Below are 20,472 nucleotides of genomic sequence, written 5' to 3'. Positions count from 1 at the left end.
TGAGAAAAATCACAGTTGATACAAAAAACAAATGCTACACTGACATTAATAAATCTCTTCATAATAGAATGGGAGGCATTCATGATGTTATTTTTAACAGCAGGTGTAGTCATTATTACAACTTTAATAGGTACGTTGATTTCAGCAGAACTCTCTGAATCAGCACACTAGTATGACGGGAAAGCTCCTTTGCGACATAGTCATGTCGCAGGGGAGCTTTTTATATGCCATGAAATAGGCATATTCTTCCGTCATTGAAGGATTGAATTTTTTTCATAACCATTTTACAATATATTATTCAATAGTTTTTTGGTCTCGTTTATATAGTTGATAGAGTTTAATAAGTGCCCGTTTTTCAATGCGAGATACATAGCTACGTGAAATATTTAAGCGTGCTGCAATTTCCTTTTGCGTAAGTGCATCCTGTTGATTTAAGCCATAACGGAGTGTCACAATTTCGAGCTCACGTTCATCGAGCATATGCAAATAGTGGTATAGTTGTGCTACATGCTCTTTATGCTCTAGCTTCTCTGTGGCACTTTCTTCATCACACTGAAGTAAATCGCGAATTTGCAGTGCGTTCCCATCTTTATCAGTTCCAATCGGCTCAAATAGCGAAACGTCTTTTTGCACTTTCTTTTGGGTGCGTAGATGCATTAAAATCTCATTTTCAATGCAACGAGCTGCATATGTGGCAAGTCTAGTTTTTTTATCAGGGGTATAGCTCTCAACGGCTTTCATTAGTCCAATTGTTCCAATAGAAATATAATCATCGAGTTGCTCATGTTTTGGATGGAATTTTTTAACGACATGTGCGACAAGCCTCATATTACGTTCTATTAGATCAAGACGCGCCTGCTCATCGCCACCTAAAAATCGTTCAATACAAGCAGCTTCCTCTTCTTTTGAAAAGGGTTTATGGAATGTTTGCCCCTTTAAATAGCCAAGCAACGCAGGGATTTCAAGCCATAACTGCAACATCGATGTAAAAATTCCGCTCATTGAATGATTTCATCCTTTCCCCATTTTTCGACAGTATATGTTTAAAAGCCGTGGGAAATGAAAAAAGTGCAACAGCAAATGTGCTGTTACACTTTTTTTAACGTAAATGTACTAATCATGAGTAAAGCTAAAATGGGGAAAAGGAAAAGATAAAATGCCGGATGGAACGTATAAGCTGCGAAATACGTTAAAGTTAAGAACGTACCTGCGGCTGTAATTGGTAAACCTGTGAAATAACCGTTCGCTTCGCTAATATTGAAGCGAGCTAAACGCATCGCGCCACAGACGATAAATAATACGGCCATCATCATGCCGACAAAACCAAAATCAACTAGAACAACTTCATACATTAATAATGCAGGCGCCACACCAAATGATATAATATCACTCATAGAATCTAATTGTTTACCTAATTCTGACACTTGTCCGAGCGCTCTCGCTACCTTACCATCGTAGCGATCAAGAAGAGCTGCTATAAAGATAAACAAGACACTATAGCTATAGTATTCATGTAGAGTGGCCATAATAGCCGCGCCTCCAAAGGACATATTACTAATTGTTATGAAGTTAGCTGCGTGCGATTTCATTTTCTTAACCGTGGTATCCACCAACTTGTGATAAAAAAACAAGGGGGATCACTCCTTTGCACTTAAGATATTGTACCATTATACTTCGAATGCGAAAAAATTGACAGTCTAAATTAATGGATAGGGGTTTTACTGTATGAAAGAAAAACTATATCAACGCTTGATAGAACTAACGAATGGTAAGCAATCTTCCCATCTTTTGCAGACAATAGCAAAAGCGAAGTGGAGTAAACGTATAATACCAAGCTACATGAAGTTATACGATATTAACCTTGAAGAAGTTTCAAAAAAACAACAACAATTTTCATGTTTACATGATTTTTTTACAAGAGAACTTATTGAAGAAGCTCGACCTATTGAAAAAAATCCAACTGTCTATGCCAGCCCAGTGGACGCAAAAGTGGAATCCTTTGGACGTATTGAATGGGATATGACATTTCTTGTGAAGGGTAAGCCTTATGCATTACAAGATTTACTCGGCAATACAGAACGAGCTGCACAATATGCAGACGGACATTTTATTGTTTTTTATTTAAGTCCTGCTGATTACCATCGTATCCATAGCCCGATAGATGGAGAAGTCTTACGACAATATACACTTGGTCAGAAATCTTATCCTGTGAATCAGTTAGGTCTTACATACGGTAAAAAACCAATTTCTCATAATTATCGTTTAGTGACTGAGCTGAAAGCAGCAAATAATCAGCATGTTGCATTTATCAAAGTAGGTGCAACCTTTGTGAATTCCATTGTACTTACCAATACAACAACGAAATGGCAGAAAGGGCAGGAAGTTGGTTATTTCTCATTTGGTTCCACTGTTGTGATGCTGTTTGAAAAGGATACAATTAAATTTACGGATAATGTTGTAAAAGGAAGCCCAATTCGAATGGGTGAAGCCTTTGCAAATATGCTATAATGGTCGAATAATACGTTAAGATTAGGGGTCGCTATTTTGTATAATTTTTTATTACCGAACGAATTTGTGACGAATATTTTTGAAATTACGCCGGAAAAGTTACAAGAATTAGGGATTAGAGGAATCATTACGGATTTAGATAATACGCTTGTTGAATGGGATCGTCCAGATGCAACAGAAGAGCTAATCATTTGGTTACGCATTATGAAAGAATCAGGTATTCGTGTTATTATTGCGTCAAATAACAAGGAAGCTCGTGTAAAGCATTTTGCTGAGCCGTTAGGTATCCCTTATATTCACAAGGCGAAAAAGCCACTTCGTAATGCTTTTTATAATGCACTGATTCAACTAGGCTTACGTCCAAATGAAGTAGTAATGGTAGGAGATCAACTCCTTACGGATGTAATGGGCGCAAATCGCTTAGGCTTACACACAGTGCTCGTGAAGCCTGTTGCACAATCAGATGGGCTTGTAACAAAATTGAATCGTTTCATTGAACGTCGCGTATTTAATGATTTGAAACGAAAAGGAATTATAACTTGGGAGGAACAAGAATGATTGAAATGCCAAATTGTATTGGCTGTGGTACAACAATTCAAACAGAAGATAAAACAGCAGTTGGGTATGCACCCCCATCATCATTAGAAAAGGATGTGGTCATTTGCCAGCGTTGCTTCCGTTTGAAAAATTACAATGAAATTCAACCAGTATCGTTAACAGATGACGATTTTTTACGTATTTTAAATGGTCTTGGCACACAGCAAGGCTTAATCGTAAAAATTGTTGATATATTTGATTTTAATGGAAGCTGGCTACCAGGGCTTCATCGTTTTGTAGGGAAGAATCCTGTCCTATTGATTGCCAACAAAGCTGATTTATTACCAAAGTCTGTGAAGCCAAAAAAAGTTATCAACTGGCTGAAACGTGAAGCAAAGGCTCTTGGACTACAGCCTGTCGATGTCCTATTAGTCAGTGCCCATAAAGGCAAAGGGATGGCAGAAGCAATGGAAGCCATCGATGAATATCGTAAAGGACAAAATGTATATGTTGTTGGCTGTACAAATGTTGGGAAATCTACGTTCATTAACCGAATTATTAAGCAGGCAACAGGTGAGGGTGAAGTGATTACAACCTCACATTTCCCAGGTACTACTTTAGACATGATTGATATTCCATTGGATGATGGTAGTGCATTATATGATACGCCAGGTATTATTAATCATCATCAAATGGCTCATCATATTGATGCCAGTGAATTAAAATATATTATGCCGAAAAAAGAAATTAAGCCGAAAGTGTATCAACAAAATGCTGGGCAAACTCTATTTATTGGTGCATTAGCAAGATTTGATTTTATTCAGGGTGATCGTTCTGCATTTACCATCCATGTGGCAAATGATTTACCAATCCATCGTACAAAGCTTGAGAAGGCCGATGCGTTATATGAAGAGCATAAAGGAGAATTATTGGCACCCCCAACTGCGGACTTTATCGACCAGTTACCGCCATTGGTTCGTCACGAATTTTCCATCAAAGAAGCGAAAACAGATGTAGTATTTTCTGGGCTTGGCTGGATTACCGTTCAACACGCGAATGTAGTAGTAGCAGCTTACGCACCAAAAGGTGTACAAGTTTCAATTCGTCCTTCGCTGATCTAAATGGAGGACATAGTAGAGAGAGGGACTAGGAAATGAAGAAATGGTTTGCAGTTATGGGTGATCCAATTGAACATTCAAAATCACCTGCCATGCACAATGCTTGGTTTGAGGACATGTCAATTGATGCGACATATATTCCTTTACATGTAACGCCTGATCAATTAGAATCTGCTGTTGCTGGTTTGAAGACATTAGGGGCAAGTGGCTGGAACGTGACCATTCCTCATAAAACAGCAATCATTCCGTATCTAGACGAGCTAGATGAGCTGGCACAAAAAATGGGCGCAGTGAATACAGTCGTACGAACAACAGAAGGAAAGCTGAAAGGCTATAATACAGATGGTATTGGATTTGTTCGATCACTGGAAGAAGCCGTTGGGGTTTCTCATAAAGACAAGCCTGTATTACTTGTTGGTGCTGGAGGTGCTGCTCGAGGCATTGCCTTTGCTATGCAGCAACAAGGCTATGGTCATGTAACCATCGCTAATCGTACGGTGACGAATGCACAAATGATTATTGATGAAATGGGTATGGGGCGTGCCATTTCATTACAACAAGCGGAAGAAACGCTAGCTGATTTCAGCATTATTGTGCAAATGACATCAGCTGGCCTTTCCACGGGCAATTTTTCAATGCCATTTTCATTAGATCGGCTGATGAAAGAAGCAATTGTTGCGGATATTGTGTATAATCCATTAATGACGCCTTTTTTACAAGCGGCTGAAGAAAAAGGAGCAACGATTGTCACTGGCTTAGGAATGTTTGTCCATCAAGGAGCCATCGCTTTTGAACACTGGTTAGGAAACTATCCAAATACAAATTCAATGATTGCGCAACTGAAGGCGCAATTAGGAGGAAACTAATTTTTATGTTAACAGGTAAACAAAAACGTTTTTTACGTGCAGAAGCACACCATTTAACACCTATTTTCCAAGTGGGAAAAGGTGGCGTTAATGATGAAATGACAAAGCAAATTCGCGAGGCATTAGAAGTACGTGAATTGATTAAAGTACGTATTTTAGATAACTGTGAAGAGGATAAACATGAAGTCGCAGAAGCATTAGCCACAGGCGCTCATGCGGAGCTTGTCCAATTAATCGGTCTGACAGTTGTTTTATATAAAGAGTCACGCAATCATAAAAAGATTGTATTACCAAAAGTAACGAAATAAGGTGAGACGATGAAAAGGGTCGGTTTACTTGGAGGTACATTTAACCCACCACATTTGGGTCATCTTTTAATGGCAAATGAAGTATTTCATGCGCTAGAACTTGATGAAATCCGCTTTATGCCTAATGCCATCCCACCACATAAGCATGCACGTTTTGATGCTAGTAATGTTGAACGACTTGAAATGGTAAAACGTGCGATTCGTCCATTTCCTTATTTTTCAGTAGAGTCGTATGAGCTTGAGAAGGGTGGCGTATCCTATTCCTATGAGACACTTTCTGCATTGTGTAGAAGAGAGCCGAATGTGAAATTTTACTTTATCATCGGTGGCGATATGATTGATTCGCTACATACATGGCATTGTATAGATGATTTAGTGAAACTTGTTCAGTTTGTCGGAGTAAAGCGTCCAGGGACAGCCGCGGCAACAGAGTACCCTATACGTATGGTGGAAATACCTCAAATCGATTTATCGTCCACACTGATTCGTGAACGCCTGGCTACAGGAGGAACGGTGACATTTCTACTACCGGAAGCTGTAGAGACGTTCATACGAGAGGAAGGTCTTTATGGAACGCGAACAGTATTTAGCGGTGATTAAGCCAAGAATGCCTGAAAAACGTTATATTCATACAGTCGGAGTGATGGAAACGGCCATCAACCTAGCTCATAAATATGGCGAGGACGTAAAAAAAGCTGAAACAGCAGCTATCCTCCATGATATTGCTAAATATGCTGATATTGAGTGGATGGAAAATATCGTTCGTGATGAAAAATTAGATGAAAGACTAATTGGATGGGGTAGTGAATTACTACATGGTCCAGTAGGTGCATATATAGCACAAAGTGAGTTTGGTATCACAGACGAAGAGCTGTTGAATGCTATTCGTTTCCATACAACTGGGCGGGCTAATATGAGCCGTTTAGAAAAAATTATTTTTGTCGCAGATATGATTGAACCGAACCGTCGTTTTGATGGAGTTGATCGTCTGCGCAAAAAAGCACAAAAAAATTTGGATAAGGCGATGAGTGCATGTGTACGCCATACTTTGGCATTTTTAATTGACACAAAGCAGCCGATTTATCCTTTATCTATAGAATGTTATAACGATATGATGAACAGAGAGGATAGTGAAGGATGACTTCAACTTTATTACAAGCAGCGTACAAAGCAATTGACGACAAACATGGTGAGGATATTGTCGTTTTAAATATGCAAGGAATTTCCCTTTTAGCAGATTATTTTATCATTGCTCATGGTAACTCAGATCGCCAAGTGCAAGCCATTGCACGCGAATTACAGGATGTAGCTGAACAACAAGGCTATGAAATTCGCCGTGTCGAAGGATTTGATGGAGCTCGTTGGGTACTAGTTGACCTAGGCGATGTTGTGGCACATGTATTCCATAAGGATGAGCGTGCTTATTATAATTTAGAGCGTCTTTGGGGCGATGCACCGCAACTAGACATGCCAGAGGCCTAAGTGAGTTACGAACGCTTTGCTCATGTCTATGATGAGCTGCAAACGGATATTCCTTACAATCTTTATGTAGATTGGGTTGTACAGCATGCACCAAGCAGCCAGTACCCAAAACTGTTGGATATTGGTTGTGGCACTGGTGTACTTAGTTTGTTATTTGCAAAGTCTGGTTATCAAGTCAGTGGAATCGATTTATCAGAAGAGATGCTATCCATTGCCGCAGAACGCTTTGCTGGTGCAGGCTACCATGCACCATTATACTGTATGTCTATGGTCGAACTAGATGGCTTTGAGGAAATCGATGTTGTCACAATCACAATTGATTCCTTGAATTATGTGGTAGAGGAGCACTCTGTTTATACGACATTAGAACGTATCTATACGTCGTTGCGTGATGGAGGTCAGCTGTTTTTTGATGTTCACTCGTTATTTAAAATGAATGAGATTTTTTTAGATGGTCCGTTCACGTATGATGATGGTGACATTAGTTATATATGGCATACGGAGCCTGCCGACTTTGAACATTCGGTTATTCATCAAATGACCTTTTATGTACGAGATGACGCAAGTGAATTATATGAACGCTTTGATGAGGAGCACGTGCAACGTACTTACACTATCGAGCAGTATATGGCTTGGTTGCATGCCATCGGTTTTAGTCATGTGGAAATTACAGCAGACTTTACAGATGAGGCACCTGACGAGGAAAGTGAACGCATTTTTATTCGTGCGCTGAAATAAAGAAAAGGGAGCTACACTGTGTAATACGCAGTGTGGCTTTTTTGATGGATAGAAAAGCTAAAGTAGTGGATAGAAAGATTAAAGTAGCGGATAGAACACTTGAACAGGCGGATAAAGAGGCTAAATTGTCGGATAAAACTGGATATAACTAAGAAGATAGCTCTCTTCAACAGGTAAATTGAAACTTCTGACGTTTTTTTATCATTTTCAACCACCCATCCATAGTGTAAGATATATATAACTCCATATGATGACCTTTCGCAAGGAAAGGATGGTACTGTGCTACAATCTTTATGGCAAAAGTACAAAAAAAGTATGTTATTCCCCAGCATACTAGTCGTCAGTGGACTTTGTTACTTCTATTTTTCGAGTTCTGACTCTTCACCTCCCCAAGAAGAGCTCATCGAAACAATCCAACCTATTGAAGAAAAAAATTTGAGTGAATCTGCTGAGGAAGCGGTTATGCAGCAGGTATTTGTGGAAATAAAGGGTGCTGTAATGTATCCAGGCGTTTATGAACTTGAGCAAGACCAACGTATAAAAGATGTTGTACAGCTTGCTGGTGGCTATACAGAGAATGCTGACACACAATTTATCAATCATGCCCAAAAGGTACAGGATGAAATGGTAATCTATATTCCTCTCAAAGGCGAACAGCTAGAGGAAGGAGCCTCTTCTCTGTTAACGCTACCTACTGAGACTAATAAGGAGCAAAAGATTAATATCAATAAAGCTGATGTAGCAACGTTAGCAACATTGCCAGGAATCGGTCCTTCTAAAGCACAAAGTATCCTTACGTATCGAGAGGAAAATGGGCAGTTTCAAACCATAGATGACTTAAAAAATGTTAGTGGTATTGGTGATAAAACATTTGAAAAGCTAAAGGATGCGATTACTGTAAAGTAATGCTTTTACAGGATGGTATATTGACGCCCCTTTTCTAAAAGGGCTACACTATAGTAGAAAAGCAAGAGAAAGTTAATTAGTTAGACAATTTTTGGAGGTAGTCATATGGAGCGAATTACTTGGGATCAATTTTTTATGGCACAAAGCCATTTACTCGCATTACGTAGTACATGTACAAGACTAGCTGTAGGAGCAACTGTTGTACGGGACAAACGCATCATTGCAGGTGGTTATAACGGTTCCATTACAGGGGACGAGCATTGTATCGAAAAAGGGTGCTATGTGGTTGATAATCATTGCGTCCGTACCGTGCATGCTGAAATGAATGCCTTACTGCAATGTGCTAAATATGGAACACCGACAAAAGGTGCTGATTTGTATGTAACACATTTTCCATGTTTACCATGTACAAAATCTATCATTCAAGCTGGCATAGAACGTGTGTATTACGCAACAGATTATAAAAATAATCCATATGCACAGGAGTTATTTGCAAAAGCTGGAGTGGAAGTAGTTCATGTACCCTTTGATGAACGTAAAATTGATTTTTTACGAGATGACAAACTAGCTTTGTATACAGAAATGCTGCACGAGCTTCGCGAGAGTGGGGTATCTGCTGAAAAATTGCTCCCATATGAACAGAAGGTGAGTGCATTATTTGGCATCAAGCTTTAAAGCATAGATGGATTATGGTAGCTCTTGCTGTATTGATAGCTGCTATTGCAGTATACAAATCAGCATGGCTACTCATTTTTTTACTGCTACTAGTCCTGTGGCTCACCATAAAAGGTGAGTCACGTTTTCTTGCAATTTTTGTGCTAACTAGTGGTCTACTAACTTATTTTTTCCTTTCTATCAATCATCTGACGGAACCTTCCCCTTTACCGTCAACCTTCCCTATAACTTGGTCAAGTGACTATAAAATAAACGGGCAAAAACTCCGTGGGTTTGCTACAACAACAAATGGCCAAAAACTTTACGTAGTTTATACTTTTTCCTCGGAACAAGAGAAAAATTTCTATGAAAATACCACATTAACTGGAATGACGTATTCTGCAAAAGGTGAACTCGTGACTCCCTCTCCATCTGCACATGCTTATGCCTTTTCCATGTCAAACTATTTAACGAGCAAAGGAGCAACAGGCGTTGTTGAAATCACGAATTGGCATTATGTAGGAAAACGAACCTCCATCTTCACTATTCTTGCCGAAGTAAGACACAATATGAAAAAGCATATAGAGAGGACTTTTCCAAAATCACTTGTAGCAGAGGCTCAAGCACTTTTAATAGGGGTGCAAGATCAGATGGAGGATGAACTGCAGCGTGCCTATCAAAAGCTTGGTATTACCCATTTATTTGCGATTTCTGGGCTACATGTCGCGCTGATGTCTTGGCTCTTTTTTGAAGGATTGCTTAGAATAAGAGTTCGCAAGGAAATGGCTACTGTCGTGCTATTGATCCTCTTACCGGTTTATGGAGTTATTGCAGGGGGAGCACCTTCCGTATGGCGTGCTGTTTCTGTAGTAGAATTGATGATGTTACTGCGCTTTTTTAAGTGGGTTCTTTCGATCGATGATGCATTAGCTATTAGCTTTATAGGCTTTGTTTTGCTTGAGCCAGGTGTTATTTTCCAAATTGGTTTCCAGCTATCCTATTTAGCAACCGCTAGTCTTCTTTATTCTGGTATTATTTTTAAGCAGACAAGAACTTGGCTAGGTCGTTCTTTTTTTATCACATTCGTGTGCCAACTGCTCGTTTACCCACTATTACTCCATCATTTTTATGAATTATCTTTATCCTCGTTTTTTGTCAATATTGTTTTTGTTCCACTGTTTTCCTTTATTATATTACCCTTTAACATGATTGCCTTTGTGCTATCTTATATTTCTTTACCACTTGCTAATGTCCTGTTTGCTGGCTATGAACCACTACGTAATTGGCTGACCGAAGTAATCTTTTATATGCAAGAGCTTCCTTGGCAATTATGGTCACCAGGCAAACCATCTATTTGGCTGAGTTGCGTGGCGATGTTAAGTGTTTTAGTAAGCTTCTATTATTTGGAAATAAAAAGATTCAGGAAAGCTATTTTGATCCTTGTCATCCCTGTTATTTGGATTCATTTGGCACCCATGTTGTATAACGAAACAAAGATTACCTTCTTAAATGTAGGGCAAGGAGATAGTATTGTCATTGAATTGCCTTTTAGACGGGCTGTCTATGTTATAGATACAGGTGGAGTATTGCGCTTTGAGCAGGAATCGTGGAAGAAAGCAGATAGTCCATATGAGGTAGGGAAGCAAGTTGTCGTCCCATTTTTAAAAGGCAAGGGAATACGAACTATCGATATTTTTATTGCTTCGCATGCAGACGCAGATCATATTGAAGGAGCAGAGGAAGTCTTACAAGAGATTAACATGAAGGAAATACACGTTACACCTGGTTCATTGAATGAGCCTTTAATGGATGATTTATTGCGAGAAGCAAATAAGCGACATATTCCTATTAAAGAAAAAATGAAGGGGACTTCGTGGCATGTAGGGGATACAGATTTTTATTACTTATGGCCTGATGACGCCTTGTATGAGGGAAATGATGATTCTCTTGTCCTGTACATGCAGCAAAAGGCGTTTACAGCGTTATTTACAGGGGATTTGGAGCAATATGGCGAACAACAGCTGATCAAGCGTTATGGACCTTTATTGGCCAATCTCACATTGCTGAAGGCAGGGCATCATGGGAGTAAGACATCAAGCACAGAAGAATTTGTCGAGCTGCTACAGCCCCAATTAACGGTTTTTAGTGCAGGTCTCCATAATCGTTATGGTCATCCACATGAAGAAGTAGTACAACGTTTTGTCAGTAGAGATTTAGTGACATGGACAACAGGGGTGAATGGATCAATCGAAATACGTATTCGTGATAATCGCTGGTCCGTTAGCGTAAATGAAAAGGGCCTTGTCCAATGACCAAGGCCCTTCTCCTGCATAAGTCCAATTACTGTGATACAAATTCTACTATAGTTGCAATAATAAACATAAGCGTGAAAACGCCAAATGATACACCGAAGCCAACACCAGAATCGATGGCATCGTTACGTCGACATTGTATGTTTTTTCCTTCAAATGGATTCATTGTTATCCCTCCAATTCTGTTATTTATTATAAGACAACATGGTCATAAAAGCTATATCGAAAAGGTGATTTCCCCGTCTGGCAAGGAATCGACACAATTCGGTCAAAGACACAAAGGACTATGAAATCATGTATACTAATAGTATTGCTAGATGGAGGGGAAATTATGATTTCAACGGTTTGGAATACAATAAAAAAAGGTGAGCTTGCACCAGTATATTTGCTTGTTGGTGAAGAAAGCTATTTTATAGATGAAACCATTAAACGTTTAAAAGAGGCATTGGGTCCAGAAGAAGATCTGGAGATGTCCACATTTGATTTAGAAGAAGTACCAGTAGATGCAGTCATGGATGAAGCAGATACCATTCCTTTTTTCTCAGAACGTAAGCTTATTATTGCTAAAAATGCTTCGTTTTTAAAAGCAACCGAGAAAGGGAAGGAAAAAATCGATCATGATGTGAAACGATTGGAAACATGGTTGTCGAATCCTTCTGATTTTTCCGTAACGGTTTTTATTGCTCCTTATGAAAAATTGGATGAGCGCAAAAAAGTAACTAAAATGATGAAAGAGCATGCATTATTTGTACAAGCAGAAACACCAAAAGAGCAGGATTTAGCCGTATGGATTCAAGGCATTGTCAAAACACAAGGTAATAGCATTACACAAGATGCTATTGAATTGCTTGTTACGATGGTCGGAGCCAACATGCTACAATTACAGATGGAAATTGACAAGCTAACCCTTTATTTAGGTGATGGTGGCGAAATTACAACTTCTTTAGTGGAGGATTTGGTGGCAAAAACATTAGAGCAAGATGCCTTTAAAATGCTTAACGCATATTTGGCAAATGACTCTGTCGGAGCCTTGTCTATCTATCATGATTTATTGCGACAAAAACAAGAACCTATTATGTTAGTGGGCTTGCTAGCATCCAATGTTCGTACCATGTCAAATGTTTTTTATTTATTGAAAAAAGGTTATCACCCTCAACAAATCGCTAAAAATTTAAAAATTCATCCGTATCGCGTCAAACTTATGATTGAGCAACGGCATCGGCCTTCAGAAGAAAATTTGCTTCGGGCATTATATCAATTAGCAGAGGTTGATTTACAGCTAAAATCGTCTGGTGGAAATCGAGAGCGCTATCTAGAGCTATTTTTATTGCGCCAACTATAGGCAAAGAAAGCTGTCCAATAAGGACAGCTTTTTATGTTCTCTATAAAATTAAAAAGATCAGCTACTCCTAATAGAGTATCTGATCCTTTAAACAATTACGCTTTTTTAGCAAGGCGAGACTTTTTACGAGCCGCCGCGTTTTTGTGGATAAGTCCTTTTGAAGCTGCTTTATCTAAAGATTTGAAAGCTGCTTGTAAAAGTTCTTGTTTGTTTTCAGCGTTAGCAGCAACAGCGTTTTCAGCTTTTTTCACTGTAGTACGCATTGCAGATTTAGCTTGAGAATTAGCAATGTTAGCTTTTTCGTTAACTTTTACGCGTTTAATCGCAGATTTAATGTTTGGCATATATTTCACCTCCTAAATTAGGTACGAGATGATATCTTCTCATTGATTTCTTGTGTCAATACAACAAAAATCATTTTAACAAACGCTTGGCCAAATTGCAATAGATAAATGCAAAGAATATTTACTTGACAGTTTGAACAAACTACAGCTTGAGGTGAACTGTATGCAAAATTTTAATTGGCAACGAACAGATTTAATCGATGAATCAGAAGAGGTAGTTGTCCATCAGACCAAAGAGCAAAAAGAAAAGCTTGAACAATCAAGTGGCATTCAAATTGAAGATCGGAATGCTGGTAGAGTAAAAATTACAGATGTTCTTGTAGATGCTGAAGGGGAAAAGCAAATTGGTAAAAAGAAGGGCAGTATATTACCCTTTCTGTCCCAACACTAACATTAGAAGATCAAGAAGGCTTTGCACAACTTGAACAAGAATTGCTTGTAAATTTCAAAAAAATGCATGACGCACTTTCTTGGCAAGAAGACGATAAAATTTTAATAGTCGGTTTAGGAAATCGCACTATTACACCCGATGCAATTGGTCCCTATTTAATTGACCATTTGCATAGTTTAGATGTCATTGATGAAAAATTTGTCATGTATGCTCCTGGTGTAACAGGACAAACAGGTTACGAAACAGGTGAGTTTGTGGCTGCTATTGCTGAACGTCTGCAACCGAAATTAATCATTGTAGTAGATGCACTTGCTACAAGAGCGAGTAATCGACTCTGTAAAACGATTCAATTAACAGATACAGGCATACATCCAGGTTCAGGAGTAGGCAATCAACGGCAAGAGATTTCCTATGAGATGCTTGGCATTCCCGTAACAGCAATAGGGATCCCTACTGTAGTAGATGCACCTGTATTAATTGCGGATGCGGTAGAAACTATGCTACGTTCGATAGCTGCTCGTGTGGCTGAACGCAGTAAACCGTCATCAAAGCTTTCATTATCCTCATGGCAACCAGATATCAACAAGGAACTGGATATGACATTAGTACAACCTATATTTGGAGAATGGGCGACATGGACGAAGGAGGAGCGCCAGCAGCTGTTTGAGGAAACCTTCGCTGGCTCCCACACACAACTGATGGTTACACCAAAAGAAGCAGACTATTGGATTGATCGCTATGCAAAATTAGTGGCTTCTATGCTAATGAATTGGGCAAGTGATTTATAAAATAATGAAGAAACAACGCTTAGAGTAGTCCTTCTAAAACACGCTTATTTATGCGTAAAACAAGAAATTTATTTTCGTTCTAATTAACATCCCCCCTCCATACGATATGGGGAGGAGGGTGTGACTTTGCTAAAAAAACTACAATGGTCATTTGGTATATTATTGTTCTTTTTCGTATTACCTGTCATTGCTGGGCAACTTCCGTTCAACAAGCAAGCATCGACTCCGATCAAACAATCAGAAGATAAGCAAGTCGTGTTTGCTGCTACCAATTTAGCTGAACAAAGTGTACTGGAACAAACGAAAGAACCTGAACCAGATCAAGCCCTAGACCCGGACCCATTTAAAGTGTTAGTGTTATTTACCCATACGCATGAAGCATATGAACCTATGGTGAAAGCAGTGAGTGGTAAGGTAGCGACTTCTCATGAAACGGTCAATATTATGAGCCTGAAGGATAAGATTGTGAATCATTTTAATGTAAATGGTTTAAAGACGGATGTTCTTGATGTAGATATTATGAAAAAATTACAAGAAGAAGGTAAAGGCTATCATGAATCTTATAATGTGATGAGGCCATATTTAAGTAAGCATTTAGAAACAAATAATTATGATTTAATAGTTGATTTACATCGTGACTCATTAAAACATGATCTTACAACGATCTCATATAATGGGGAAAATTATGCGAAAATCGCTATTGTTGTTGGGGCAGAACATGCTAATTACCGCTGGAATACAGCCTATGCTGAAAGTTTATCATCCACACTAAATGCCATCGTTCCAAAAATTTCTAAAGGGGTTATTTCTAAAAGTGGTGATGGGGTTGATGGGCGATATAATCAGGATTTAGCAAAGCAAATGATGATTATTGAGATTGGTGGAATTGGTAATACTGAGGAAGAGGTTAATCGTACGATTGCTGTAATTGGTAAGGCAATATCAAAAGCGTTTGTCAATGATTCAACAAAATAGACCAATCATATTAAAAAGTGGGACTCTTGTGGGCTCACTTTTTTAATATTGTATGATAATAAAATTTCCAGAAATAATTCTCATTAATTGTCTTTCCATTGCTCCATTCTTGTCTTATAATTTTCAAGTTGGCTCTCGAATTTCATGATAAAACGTTAAATGAAGGCATATGCAAATAAAGCAAACTTACTTTTGGAGTATATACCATTTTTGGGAATGCCTCTATAGCAAATATACATATGAATTTTTAGAAGACTAAAAATGATAACGTTTCATTTTTCTCTCAAACTTTTATCGTATTTCAATCGTCAAACATATAAGTGAATAAGCAAAAATAATAGAGAGGGGATGGTTATCAATCCAAAAGGTTCTATTACGTGACAACAGGTTTTATCTTGATGCAGAAGGGAATACCTTCAAAAAGCGATACTCCTTGTAGCATTTGGATGTAACTAACATCATTTAACCAAAGCCGTGTGCGGTTATTACAGATTGTGACAGCGCTTTTAGATTGACTTCTACTTTGTACAGCTAGAAAAAACCAACACATTATACCGAAACGAAATTGAGAGATTATTGAAGGAAGGAATAGTATGTCAGGCAAGTCATTAAATCATCGTTATATTCCTGGACTAGAAGGGATTCGAGCATTGGCTGTATTAGCAGTTATTGCTTATCATTTTAACTTCAGTTGGGCTAGAGGTGGCTTTTTAGGAGTAGATATCTTCTTTGTATTATCGGGCTATTTAATCACCTCTACCATCTTACCTTTAAAGGGCAATCAATTAACAGTCAGCCTAAAGAAATTTTGGGTGGGACGATTTAGAAGGCTACTACCAGCTGCCTACGTTATGATTGTTACATCATTTGTTTGGGCAATGCTCTTTCATAAAGAGCTTCTCCATACTTTGCGCGGGGATGCATTGTCCTCCATTTTTTATTCAAGTAATTGGTGGTTCATTTTTCATAAACTCTCTTATTTTGATAGTTTCGGTTCTCCATCACCTTTAAAAACCTATGGTCATTAGCTATTGAAGAACAATTTTACTTGATATGGCCATTGCTCTTAATGATTGGACTTTTTGTTGTTAAAAAACAAAATAAACTAGCAAATATCATCTTTTGTGGTGCCCTTTGTTCAGCATTCGTAATGGCGTTACTCTATCAGCCAGGCGCTGATCCTAGTCGTGTTTATTATGGAACGGACACACGTTGTTTTGAATTATTAATAGGCTGTTGGCTAGCACTTGTTTGGCCAATGAAACGACTATCTTCTCAAAAATTATCAGCGAACCATGTGAAGAAACTAAATATTATGAGTTTCATTGCACTTACTATTTTTTTAGTAAGCATAGTGTATGTGGATGAATATCAATCCTTTCTTTATAGAGGAGGCATGTTTTTATTTTGCTTGAATGCTGCTGTTTTGATTGCATGTATTTCTCATCCAGTCAGCATACTAGGAAAAATATTAGCATGGAAGCCATTATGTTGGATAGGCTCTCGTTCCTACGGCGTTTATCTATGGCATTATCCTGTCATGGTTTTAGGGACACCCATTCATGAAATTGGTAATCCTTCCTATTGGCGAATATTCCTGCAGCTTTTACTAATCCTGATGATTGCAGAGCTATCCTATCGTTTCATTGAGATGCCCATCCGGAAAGAAGGGTTCCGAGTCTATTGTCAAAAATATCTGATTTGTAATAAAAACAAGTGGGGAAGCCTTACTTTTCCACGAAAAATATCAACGGTTATGGTTCCTCTTTTTCTGCTTGTATTTTTCACAGGCATGACAGGTGTAGTGGGTGAAAGTCAGCAAAACCCATCTAAAACGCTGCCAACAACGGTAAAAATTAATGGCGATGAGCCTACACCCAATCTGAACAAGCAGGACAAACAAGCTGAAGCCTCAACAGACAAGCCTTCTCAAAGTAAGGAAGAGGGAGTAGAGGATGTTCAGGAGATAGAAACGCCTAAGCAAGAAGAAAATAACACCATTATAGAGCCTGAAAAGGATGAGTTTTATCGTGGCATACTAGCCATTGGTGACTCCCTAATGATTGATATTGCACCGAGCTTACATAATATGTATCCGACTATTACAATCGATGGAAAAATAGGCCGTCAAGTTTCGCAAGCTGTAAAACTTGCACCAAATTATGCAAGTTTTAATCAACCTAATCATGCTGTCATTCTACAATTGGGGACAAATGGTTATTTTACGACTGACCAAATGGATGCACTCCTTGAAGCTTTTTCAAATGCCGATATTTATTTAGTGAATACACGTGTGCCGCGATCTTGGGAAGCAAAGGTGAATGAAGCTTTACTGCAAAAAGCACAGGAACATGAGCGAATAACACTAATTGACTGGCATGCAGCAGCAATCAATCACCCTGAATACTTTGCCCCTGACGGTGTACATTTAGAGAAAAAAGGGATAGAAGTTTTAACAAAGCTCATTCAACAATCCTTAAACAAATAAAATAAAAAAGGTCAGTATACACAGTTTTATCTGCGTAGCTGACTTTTTCTATATCTTAGAAAGGGAGCTATTTGCTCTACCTATATTTATTCTATTAGTTGTTCCTGTATGGTAAGCTTGATATTTGACCTGTTCCATTATATGGAAGGTGGTGCGATGTCCATTCTTTCTTTTACTAATCATAGTTTAGGTTTAAAAAAATGGGATTGTGTTCACGCTTTTTAGCAATATGAATGATGATATCTTTTGGAGATAGCGTGCTTTTCTTGGTTGATTAGGCGAAGATTCATCCATCGAATTTCTCCTCATGTCGAGTAGACGCATTTTCATTTCAACTGCTACACATCGAGTACTACTATAGCTGATTTGTCTGCATTTATATACTTAATACTGTAAAATTTAAAAACGACATGAAACACTGAAAGTATTGATATTATAGGCTTTCAAGTCTAGTTGCTGTTGTACTTTGCGTTATGTTCATAGTATAATTCATTATAGTTTAATTAGGAGTGGAAAAGATGAACCGAGAAGCACGTTTAAAACGACAAGAGAATATACGAAATTTCTCTATTATTGCACATATTGACCATGGGAAATCAACGCTTGCTGACCGTATTTTAGAGCAAACAAAATCTTTAACTTCCCGTGAGATGAAGGCACAGCTCCTCGACTCAATGGATTTAGAGCGTGAGCGAGGCATTACAATTAAGTTAAATGCAGTTCAATTAAAGTACGAAGCAAAAGACGGCGAAGTGTATACATTTCATTTAATCGACACACCAGGACACGTCGATTTCACATATGAAGTATCACGTAGTTTAGCTGCTTGTGAGGGTGCCATATTAGTTGTGGACGCAGCACAAGGTATTGAAGCACAAACACTAGCAAATGTTTACTTAGCACTTGACAATGATTTAGAAATTTTACCTGTAATCAATAAAATTGATTTACCTGCAGCTGACCCTGAACGTGTACGTCAAGAAGTAGAAGACGTTATTGGATTAGATGCCTCTGAAGCAGTATTAGCTTCTGCGAAAGCAGGTATTGGTATCGAGGATATTCTAGAGCAAATCGTAGAGAAGGTACCAGCGCCAACTGGTGATCCAGATGCACCACTACAAGCTTTAATTTTTGACTCTGTTTACGATGCCTATAAAGGTGTTATCATTTCGATTCGTGTCATCAATGGTACTGTTAAGCCTGGCGATAAAATTCGCATGATGGCAACAGGTGCGGAATTCGAAGTTATTGAAGTTGGGGTACATACACCAAAAGTTGTGCCACAGGCTGAGTTAACAGTGGGTGATGTAGGTTATTTAACCGCATCTATCAAAAATGTAGGGGACACACGTGTAGGGGATACTGTAACCTATGCAAATCGTCCTGCAGCTGAGCCATTAGCTGGTTATCGCCGTTTGAACCCAATGGTCTACTGTGGTTTGTATCCAATTGATACAGCCAAATACAACGATTTACGTGAAGCGTTAGAAAAGCTAGAGTTAAATGATTCTGCTCTACAATATGAGCCAGAGACATCGCAAGCACTTGGTTTTGGTTTCCGCTGTGGATTCTTAGGATTACTACATATGGAAATTATTCAGGAGCGTATTGAGCGTGAATTTAATATCGACTTAATTACAACAGCACCTTCCGTAATTTACAATGTTCATATGACAGATGGTACTGAGCTGAAAGTCGATAACCCTTCCTTTATGCCAGACCCGCAAAAAATCGATCGTGTCGAGGAACCATATGTGAAAGCAACAATCATGGTACCAAATGATTATGTGGGAGCGGTTATGGAACTTTGTCAAATGAAGCGTGGTAATTTCATGACGATGGATTATATTGATACATCGCGTGTAAGTATTATTTATGAAATGCCATTATCAGAAATTGTCTATGATTTCTTTGACTATTTAAAATCAAATACAAAGGGCTATGCATCATTCGACTATGAACTTATTGGTTACCAGCCATCGAAATTAGTGAAAATGGATATTTTATTAAATGGTGAGCAAGTCGATGCCCTAAGCTTTATCGTACACCGTGACTTTGCCTACGATCGAGGTAAAATCATCGTAGAAAAATTAAAAGAATTAATCCCACGCCAACAATTTGAAGTACCAATTCAAGCAGCAGTTGGACAAAAAATCGTGGCGCGTTCAACAATTAAAGCCATCCGTAAAAACGTATTAGCGAAATGTTATGGTGGAGATATTTCCCGTAAACGAAAACTTCTTGATAAACAAAAAGAAGGTAAAAAACGTATGAAACAAGTAGGCTCAGTCGAAGTCCCTCAAGAGGCATTCATGGCTGTGCTGAAGATGGATGATTCGAAGTAATATTGATATAACAGGGTTTATAGGGGTTTAAGCAAATAGTTTTGTATCAGTTGGGTGGAGAATGCCACCGATTTGCCACTGCATTGAAATTGTGCAAGCAATTTAAAAATCTTTAGCGATGGAATCAAAAATATCGGCAGCATCTCTTGCCATCTTCTGTGTTAAATGGACATAGCAGTCTTCAGTAATTGCTGATCTGCTATGTCCTAATCTTTTTGAACTGTTTTTATTGGTTGTCCATTTTCAATTAGCATAATAATGCCGAGATACTCGTATTTATTGAGTATCTGGGTATTTGGCTACTATCAGCTACTTTTTTTCAGGTAGTTGGCTAATTTACAGTGAATCTTTTCACAGAGTCTCGAATCTC

At 38.4% G+C, this 20,472-nt stretch carries 20 protein-coding genes and 2 pseudogenes; 18 read left to right on the top strand and 4 right to left on the bottom strand.

Annotated elements, in window-relative coordinates:
- The first annotated feature begins 15 nt into the window (after positions 1-15).
- Entirely contained in the window at positions 16-171 is a 156-nt protein-coding gene (locus LBYS11_RS15285) for a hypothetical protein (RefSeq protein ID WP_026023469.1), read from the top strand.
- 123 nt (positions 172-294) lie between these two features.
- Here LBYS11_RS15285 and sigK read toward each other — a convergent pair whose 3' ends face one another.
- The gene (gene sigK, locus LBYS11_RS15280; protein WP_004226867.1) at positions 295-1,002 is read right to left on the bottom strand and encodes an RNA polymerase sporulation sigma factor SigK; all 708 of its coding nucleotides are present in this window, start codon (positions 1,000-1,002) and stop codon (positions 295-297) included.
- A gap of 86 nt (positions 1,003-1,088) precedes the next feature.
- Positions 1,089-1,589, bottom strand: coding sequence for a CDP-diacylglycerol--serine O-phosphatidyltransferase (gene pssA, locus LBYS11_RS15275; RefSeq protein ID WP_048392670.1), 501 nt, complete (start codon positions 1,587-1,589; stop codon positions 1,089-1,091).
- A 136-nt stretch (positions 1,590-1,725) separates the two neighbouring features.
- On the opposite strand from pssA, the gene LBYS11_RS15270 reads away from it, so the two are divergent.
- The 12 genes from LBYS11_RS15270 to LBYS11_RS15215 all read left to right on the top strand — a co-directional run bounded on the left by LBYS11_RS15270 (position 1,726) and on the right by LBYS11_RS15215 (position 11,429).
- Entirely contained in the window at positions 1,726-2,508 is a 783-nt protein-coding gene (locus LBYS11_RS15270) for a phosphatidylserine decarboxylase (RefSeq protein ID WP_048392148.1), read from the top strand.
- A gap of 36 nt (positions 2,509-2,544) precedes the next feature.
- Complete coding sequence (locus tag LBYS11_RS15265; RefSeq protein ID WP_016994153.1) at positions 2,545-3,066, top strand: YqeG family HAD IIIA-type phosphatase; 522 nt, start codon at positions 2,545-2,547, stop codon at positions 3,064-3,066.
- Positions 3,063-4,166, top strand: coding sequence for a ribosome biogenesis GTPase YqeH (gene yqeH / locus LBYS11_RS15260; RefSeq protein ID WP_054550069.1), 1,104 nt, complete (start codon positions 3,063-3,065; stop codon positions 4,164-4,166). Before LBYS11_RS15265 ends, yqeH begins: the two co-directional genes overlap by 4 nt.
- Before the next feature lie 32 nt (positions 4,167-4,198).
- Positions 4,199-5,029 carry a shikimate dehydrogenase gene (aroE, locus tag LBYS11_RS15255; protein ID WP_066036475.1) on the top strand — a complete coding sequence of 277 codons (831 nt, stop codon included), beginning with the start codon at positions 4,199-4,201 and terminating at the stop codon, positions 5,027-5,029.
- Between the two features lie 5 nt (positions 5,030-5,034).
- Entirely contained in the window at positions 5,035-5,337 is a 303-nt protein-coding gene (yhbY, locus tag LBYS11_RS15250; protein WP_048392151.1) for a ribosome assembly RNA-binding protein YhbY, read from the top strand.
- A gap of 9 nt (positions 5,338-5,346) precedes the next feature.
- Positions 5,347-5,937, top strand: coding sequence for a nicotinate-nucleotide adenylyltransferase (locus tag LBYS11_RS15245; protein ID WP_103118468.1), 591 nt, complete (start codon positions 5,347-5,349; stop codon positions 5,935-5,937).
- A complete protein-coding gene (yqeK, locus tag LBYS11_RS15240; RefSeq protein ID WP_103118467.1) occupies positions 5,906-6,478 on the top strand; it encodes a bis(5'-nucleosyl)-tetraphosphatase (symmetrical) YqeK in 573 nt (190 codons plus the stop codon). Before LBYS11_RS15245 ends, yqeK begins: the two co-directional genes overlap by 32 nt.
- Entirely contained in the window at positions 6,475-6,819 is a 345-nt protein-coding gene (rsfS, locus tag LBYS11_RS15235) for a ribosome silencing factor (RefSeq protein WP_004226890.1), read from the top strand. The genes yqeK and rsfS overlap by 4 nt, the downstream gene beginning before the upstream one ends.
- On the top strand, positions 6,820-7,557 hold the full coding sequence (locus LBYS11_RS15230; RefSeq protein ID WP_048392154.1) for a class I SAM-dependent DNA methyltransferase: 738 nt from the start codon (positions 6,820-6,822) through the stop codon (positions 7,555-7,557).
- 279 nt (positions 7,558-7,836) lie between these two features.
- Entirely contained in the window at positions 7,837-8,463 is a 627-nt protein-coding gene (locus LBYS11_RS15225) for a helix-hairpin-helix domain-containing protein (RefSeq protein ID WP_103118466.1), read from the top strand.
- Positions 8,464-8,568: 105 nt separating this feature from the next.
- A complete protein-coding gene (locus tag LBYS11_RS15220; protein WP_004226897.1) occupies positions 8,569-9,138 on the top strand; it encodes a ComE operon protein 2 in 570 nt (189 codons plus the stop codon).
- A gap of 14 nt (positions 9,139-9,152) precedes the next feature.
- Positions 9,153-11,429: a DNA internalization-related competence protein ComEC/Rec2 gene (locus tag LBYS11_RS15215; protein WP_103118465.1), complete on the top strand. Its 2,277-nt coding sequence runs from the start codon at positions 9,153-9,155 to the stop codon at positions 11,427-11,429.
- Between the two features lie 28 nt (positions 11,430-11,457).
- Here LBYS11_RS15215 and LBYS11_RS15210 read toward each other — a convergent pair whose 3' ends face one another.
- The gene (locus LBYS11_RS15210; protein ID WP_004226902.1) at positions 11,458-11,595 is read right to left on the bottom strand and encodes a YqzM family protein; all 138 of its coding nucleotides are present in this window, start codon (positions 11,593-11,595) and stop codon (positions 11,458-11,460) included.
- Between the two features lie 165 nt (positions 11,596-11,760).
- On the opposite strand from LBYS11_RS15210, the gene holA reads away from it, so the two are divergent.
- Positions 11,761-12,771: a DNA polymerase III subunit delta gene (gene holA, locus LBYS11_RS15205; RefSeq protein ID WP_048392157.1), complete on the top strand. Its 1,011-nt coding sequence runs from the start codon at positions 11,761-11,763 to the stop codon at positions 12,769-12,771.
- A gap of 95 nt (positions 12,772-12,866) precedes the next feature.
- Here holA and rpsT read toward each other — a convergent pair whose 3' ends face one another.
- Positions 12,867-13,115 (bottom strand): 30S ribosomal protein S20, encoded by a 249-nt coding sequence (gene rpsT / locus LBYS11_RS15200; RefSeq protein WP_004226906.1) that lies wholly within the window; start codon positions 13,113-13,115, stop codon positions 12,867-12,869.
- A gap of 163 nt (positions 13,116-13,278) precedes the next feature.
- Between rpsT and gpr the strand changes: the two are divergent.
- The 4 genes and pseudogenes from gpr to lepA all read left to right on the top strand — a co-directional run bounded on the left by gpr (position 13,279) and on the right by lepA (position 20,102).
- A pseudogene (gene gpr / locus LBYS11_RS15195) lies at positions 13,279-14,294 on the top strand (GPR endopeptidase).
- A 120-nt stretch (positions 14,295-14,414) separates the two neighbouring features.
- A complete protein-coding gene (gene spoIIP, locus LBYS11_RS15190) occupies positions 14,415-15,269 on the top strand; it encodes a stage II sporulation protein P (RefSeq protein WP_225340378.1) in 855 nt (284 codons plus the stop codon).
- Between the two features lie 593 nt (positions 15,270-15,862).
- Positions 15,863-17,757, top strand: a pseudogene (locus tag LBYS11_RS15185) (acyltransferase family protein).
- Positions 17,758-18,275: 518 nt separating this feature from the next.
- Positions 18,276-20,102, top strand: coding sequence for a translation elongation factor 4 (gene lepA, locus LBYS11_RS15180; protein ID WP_004226914.1), 1,827 nt, complete (start codon positions 18,276-18,278; stop codon positions 20,100-20,102).
- Positions 20,103-20,472: the final 370 nt, after the last annotated feature.

Source organism: Lysinibacillus sp. YS11 (assembly GCF_002896375.1).
In the GTDB taxonomy this organism is placed as follows: Bacteria; Bacillota; Bacilli; order Bacillales_A; family Planococcaceae; genus Lysinibacillus; species Lysinibacillus capsici.
This window is presented reverse-complemented; position numbering and strand designations above follow the sequence as displayed.